This is a genomic window from Streptomyces sp. CBMA29 (assembly GCF_014596445.1).
Lineage (GTDB): Bacteria > Actinomycetota > Actinomycetes > Streptomycetales > Streptomycetaceae > Actinacidiphila.
The window spans coordinates 1-5214 of record NZ_MECL01000139.1 but is presented as its reverse complement, the minus strand read 5'-3'; the positions used below and the strand labels follow the sequence as shown (position 1 = coordinate 5214).

The following is a 5214-nucleotide window of genomic DNA, read 5'->3' as shown; positions in this document are numbered from 1 at the left end:
CCGGGAGCGGCACGGAGACCGGGACCGGGCAGGGGAACGGCTCCCCCGCGCCGGCGTCGAGCGCGACCGCCACGCCGCCCAGCACCGCCCCCAGCGGCTCCCCCACGCCGAGCGCCACCGCCACAACCCCGCGCACACTCCAGGCGGGTGACAGCGGATCAGATGTGACCGATCTTCAGCGGCTGCTGTTCGCGCAGGGATTCACCTATGTGTCGCCCACCGGGGTGTACGACGACGCCACCGTGCGCGGCGTGACGCAGATTCAGCGGGACCGCGGAATCACCTGTGACCCCACGGGTGTCTATGGCCCCTGTACTCGCGCCGCATTGGCCTCGTAACCGCATTCCACACGATCTCGCCCCGGTACGCCCCCGCTATGCGCCTTATACGCCCCGCGTATTCCCCCCGTTCTCCGGGAATTCGATTCGATCATTTTCTGGTCATTTTCCACCACGCCGACGATCGATCCCCACCACGGTCCGGTAAATCGTAAATCCGAGCGATGATTCATCATTCAGGTCGATAATCCTTTCAGGCCGTGCTCATGTCATTCAGTAAACTCGCAGGTGGGACGGGTTGAGCAGGCGAATCACGCCGTTCGGTGTCCCCTGCGTTCCGGCCACCTCCGCAGAATGGTCACAAGTCCTCCGCACCGTGCCCCACGATGGTCCACGTAATTGCGGCCGGGATTCGGCCGCTGCCAGCAGGAAGACGCTGAGCCGATTCATGTCGTCTTCCGGGGGAGGAAAACTATGGGCAGAGCATTGCGTGCCGCCGCTCTGAGTTCAGCGGCGGTTCTCGTGGCCCTGGGGGTGGCACCGAGCGGGGCACAGGCGGCGACACCGCCCCGTATCGATCTGAGGGTGCTGGTCGTCGACGACGGAGGACCGGCGACCGAGGCCATCACCGCGGAACTCGACGGGGCGGGGACCCCGTACACCAGGATCGATCTCAACCAGGCGGGCCGGCCGACCATCAACGCCGCCTACCTCAGCGACACCGTGAGCGGCCGGGCGCGCGCCAAGTTCCAGTCGGTGGTGCTGCCCAACGACAACCCGTTCGGGGCGGGCTCCGCCGAGATGGCCGCACTGGCGGCGTACGAGACGGACTTCGGCATCCGCCAGGTGGACGCGTACACCTACGCGCAGCCCGGCGTCGGTCTGAACTACGCGCAGGATCCGGGGTACATCGGTCAACTCGACGGCATTCAGGGCCAGGTGACCGCGCAGGGCACCGCGGGTGACTTCGGTTACCTCAAGGGCGCGGTGCCCTTCGAGGACAACGACCCCAACGTGGCGGAGAGTTACGGCTTCCTCGCGACGCCGCTGGCGACCCAGGCCGCCGGGGCGACCTTCACCACGCTGGTCGACGCGCCGATCCCGGACAGTTCGGCGCGCGGTGTGCTGGTCGGGCAGTACAACCACGACGGGCGCAGCGAGCTGGTGCTGCCGTTCGTCTACAACCAGTACCAGCAGCAGTTCCGGCTGCTGGCGCGCGGGATCGTGGAGTGGATGACCCAGGGCATCCACCTCGGCGCCGACCGCAACTACTTCGAGGTGCAGGTCGACGACATCTTCCTGGCCGACGACCGGTGGAACACCACCCTCAACTGCACGCCGGGCGACGTGGACTGCCCGATCGGCACCGGTGAGGACACCGATCCGATCCGGATGACCGCGGCGGACGCGCAGTACGCCAAGCAGTGGTCGCAGGCGCACGGCTTCACCCTCGACTTCGTCTTCAACGGCGGCGGCAGCGAGGACTGGAAGGCCGACCACGACACAGCCGTCGACCCGCTGGCCACCCAGCTCCTGGCCGACAAGAGCACCTACCGCTGGGTCAACCACACCTATCTGCACCCCTTCCTCGGCTGTGTGCAGGACGTCAGCGTGGTGCCGTGGGTCTGTGAGACGGACGCCTCGGGGAACACTAAATGGGTCAGCAAGGCCGACATCACGGCCTCGGTGCAGGACAACCGCAACTGGGCCGGTTCACACGGGCTTTCGCTGAACAACCAGGAGCTGGTGACCGGTGAGCACTCCGGCCTCAAGGTGCTGCCGCAGCAGCCGGTCGACAACCCGAACCTCGCGCCCGCGCTGACCCAGCTCGGTGTGAAGTACCTGGCGAGCGACAACTCCCGTGACCCGGGCCAGCGTCAGGTCGGTCCCGCGGTCACCGTGCCGCGCTTCCCGATGAACGTCTTCTACAACGCCGGTACGGCGCAGGAGGAGACCGACGAGTACAACTGGATCTACACCAGCTCCGCCCAGGGCGGCAGCGGCGCCTGCGCGACCTCCGGCAACTCCACCTGTCTGACCGCGCCGTTGGACACCGACACCGGCTACGCGTCGTACATCGTGCCGCTGGAGGCCAAGATCGACCTCGGGCACGTACTGGGCAACAACCCGCGCCCGCACTTCATGCACCAGTCCAACCTCGCGGAGGGCCGCATCGCCTACCCGGTGCTGGAGCGCATCCTCAGTGACTACGCGTCGCTGTTCGCTACGAACACGCCGACCGTCAATCTGCGGACCTCGGACATCGCCACCGAGTTGCAGCACAGGGCGGCGTGGGACACGGCGTGGAAGGGCGGCAAGGTGACCGCCTACCGGATCGGTGACGCGGTGACGGTCAACGCGCCGAGCGGCACGCAGATCACCGCGACGATGCCCGCCGGCACGCGCCAGTCCCAACTGCTCGGTACGACCGCCTTCGGCAGCTCCTACGCGGGCAAGGCGTCCGGCTGGACGACACCCGGCACGTTGCAGAGCAACGTCACGCTGACGCTGCCGTCCGGCGCGGTGCCCGCGCTGATCAACCTGAACGTCTCGCTCGGGCCGATCAAGATCAAGGCTTCTGTCGGCCGTCTGCCGGTGCCCAAGGGCGTCGCCGAGGCCGTGCCCGTGGGACCGGGCGACCACACCAGGAAGTAGCACCGGACAGTGAACCACCCGCGGGCGGGGCGCACTTGGCCCCGTCCGCGGTACCGGGGCGCCGCACGGTCACCGGCGCCCCGTGAGACGAGAACGTCCAGGGGGGACACCATTTCCACGCACAGAATCTTCGGGGCACCGCCCTCGCGCACCGCGCGGGTGACATTGCTGACCGAGGGCACGTATCCGCACAGCCCCGGCGGGGTCAGCGTGTGGTGCGACCAGTTGGTCCAGGGGATGCCGGACGTCGAGTTCTCGGTGATCGCGGTGACGGGCACCGGCCGCGAGACCCCGGTCTGGCCGCTCCCGGCGCAGGTCACCGGGCTCGACGTGGTCCCGCTGTGGGGGCAGGCGCCGGAGGGCAGGGCGCCGCGCGGCCGGGACCGCCGCGCGTTCCTCGCGGTGTGGGAACGCTTTCTGCGGGCGCTGCTGTACGAGGACGGCGCGGATGAGCCGCGGGCCTCCGGTGGCCGATCGGCAGCGCCCGACGAGGACTTCGGGCCCGCGCTGTACGCGCTCGCCGGGTGGGCGGGCATGGGCGCGCTGTCGGCCGGGCTGCGCTCGGAGGAGGCCGTGCGGACGCTGGTCCGGCTGTGGCGCCGCCCCGGCACGACCGTGTCGGCCGCGGTGCCGACCCAGGCCGACGCGCTCAGCGCCGTCGATCTGCTGGAGCACGCGCTGCGCCCGCTGGCCGTCGTCCCGCCGCCGGGTCAGGTCGCGCACGCCGTCAGCGGCGGGCTGGCCACGCTGCCGGGCCTGGTGGCGCACGAGCGGTACGACACCCCACTGCTGCTCACCGAGCACGGCGTCTACCAGCGCGAACGCTATCTCGGCTACCGCACGGGCCCGTACCGCTGGCCGGTCAAGGCGCTGCTGCTCACCTTCTTCCGGCTGCTGTCGCGCGAGACGTACCGCAACAGCGCGCTGATCACTCCGGGCAACCGCTACAACCGGCGGTGGGAGGAGCACGGCGGCGCGGCGCCGGACCGGATCCGTACCGTCTACAACGGAGTCGATCCCGGGGCGTTCCCGATGGCGGGTGCCGAGCCGGAGGCCCCGACGCTCACCTGGGCGGGGCGGATCGACCCGATCAAGGACCTGGAGACGCTGATCCGCGCCTTCGCACTGGTCAGGGCCGAGATACCCGCGGCGCGGCTGCGGATCTTCGGCGGCACTCCGCGCGGCGGCGAGGCGTACCGCGAGCGGTGCCAGGCGCTGGCGGCGACGGTCGGCGCGGCCGACGCGGTCACCTTCGAGGGCCGGGTGGACGACATCCGCACCGCGTACGCCGCCGGGCAGGTCGTGATGCTCTCCAGCATCAGCGAGGGCTTCCCCTTCACCCTCATCGAGGCGATGTCCTGCGGGCGTTGCACCGTCTCGACCGATGTCGGCGGGGTACGGGAGGCCGTGGGCGACACCGGTCTCGTCGTGCCGCCGCGCGATCCGAGGGCGATGGCGCGGGCCGCGGTCGAGCTGCTGCGCGATCCGGCGCGGCGCGCCTCGATGGGCTGGGAGGCACGGCTGCGGGTCATCGACCAGTTCACGCTCCGTCAGACGATCGACGCCTTCCGCGGGATCTACACGGGACTGAGCCGGGTGGAGGACCGCGGCGCGCAGATCTACGGCGGCGTCACCTGGATGTCCCGTGTGTGGCGCGGCGATTCGGGCGGCACTGAAGTCAACGCACTGTCAGATACGTCTGCTGGAGAGGCCGTTGACGATACGACGGTCATCGTGCGGGCTGTCGGGGACGGCCGGTGAGCGGGCCGATGTCCCTGTTCAGCAGGGTCGCGGGCGGCGGTACGGCCGCGCTGCCCGAACTGCCGCGCCCGCGCCGGGTGCCGTCCTGGGCGGTCGGCGACCCGGTCGCGGAGCTGGCGGAGCGACTGTCGGCGGCGTGCTCGGCGGCCGTGCACCCCGACGAGATCGCGGCGGTGCTGGAGTCCGAGGGGCTGACCGACGAGCAGATCACCGGCCGCTACGGGCACCCGGACCTGTTCTCGCTCGCACGGGAGCTGTTCGAGACGGTCCCGCGGCGCTTTCCCGAGCCCGAGCCCGCCGACGACCCGTGGCAGGTCGACGTGTGGCGCTGCGTACTGCGCGGCCTGACCTTCGCGCTGCCGGGCGTCGCCTATGTGCTCGGCGGGCGCTGGGCGGGCGGTGACGACGGACCGTTCGGGGTGTCCCGCGCGGTCGCCGCGTGGGGCGCGGCGGCGCTGTGCGGTTGGGGCTGGAACCAGGCGCTCGCGCACCGCGCGCACCTGCACCTGCTCGCCCAGAG

3 protein-coding genes and 1 pseudogene are annotated in these 5214 nt (G+C 70.5%); all 4 read left to right on the top strand.

Going from position 1 to position 5214, the window contains the following annotated elements:
* The first annotated feature begins 164 nt into the window (after positions 1-164).
* A complete protein-coding gene (locus BGM09_RS38900; RefSeq protein WP_317452784.1) occupies positions 165-338 on the top strand; it encodes a peptidoglycan-binding domain-containing protein in 174 nt (57 codons plus the stop codon).
* A gap of 414 nt (positions 339-752) precedes the next feature.
* Positions 753-2933 (top strand): hypothetical protein, encoded by a 2181-nt coding sequence (locus tag BGM09_RS19340; RefSeq protein ID WP_188282895.1) that lies wholly within the window; start codon positions 753-755, stop codon positions 2931-2933.
* A 159-nt stretch (positions 2934-3092) separates the two neighbouring features.
* On the top strand, positions 3093-4694 hold the full coding sequence (gene pelF, locus BGM09_RS19335) for a GT4 family glycosyltransferase PelF (protein WP_317452783.1): 1602 nt from the start codon (positions 3093-3095) through the stop codon (positions 4692-4694).
* A gap of 8 nt (positions 4695-4702) precedes the next feature.
* Positions 4703-5214, top strand: a pseudogene (locus BGM09_RS19330) (hypothetical protein); the annotation flags it as partial.

Excerpts from the sequence above, each read along its gene's own strand:
- BGM09_RS19340 (WP_188282895.1), top strand. The coding sequence starts at position 753 with ATGGGCAGAGCATTGCGTGCCGCCGCTCTGAGTTCAGCGGCGGTTCTC.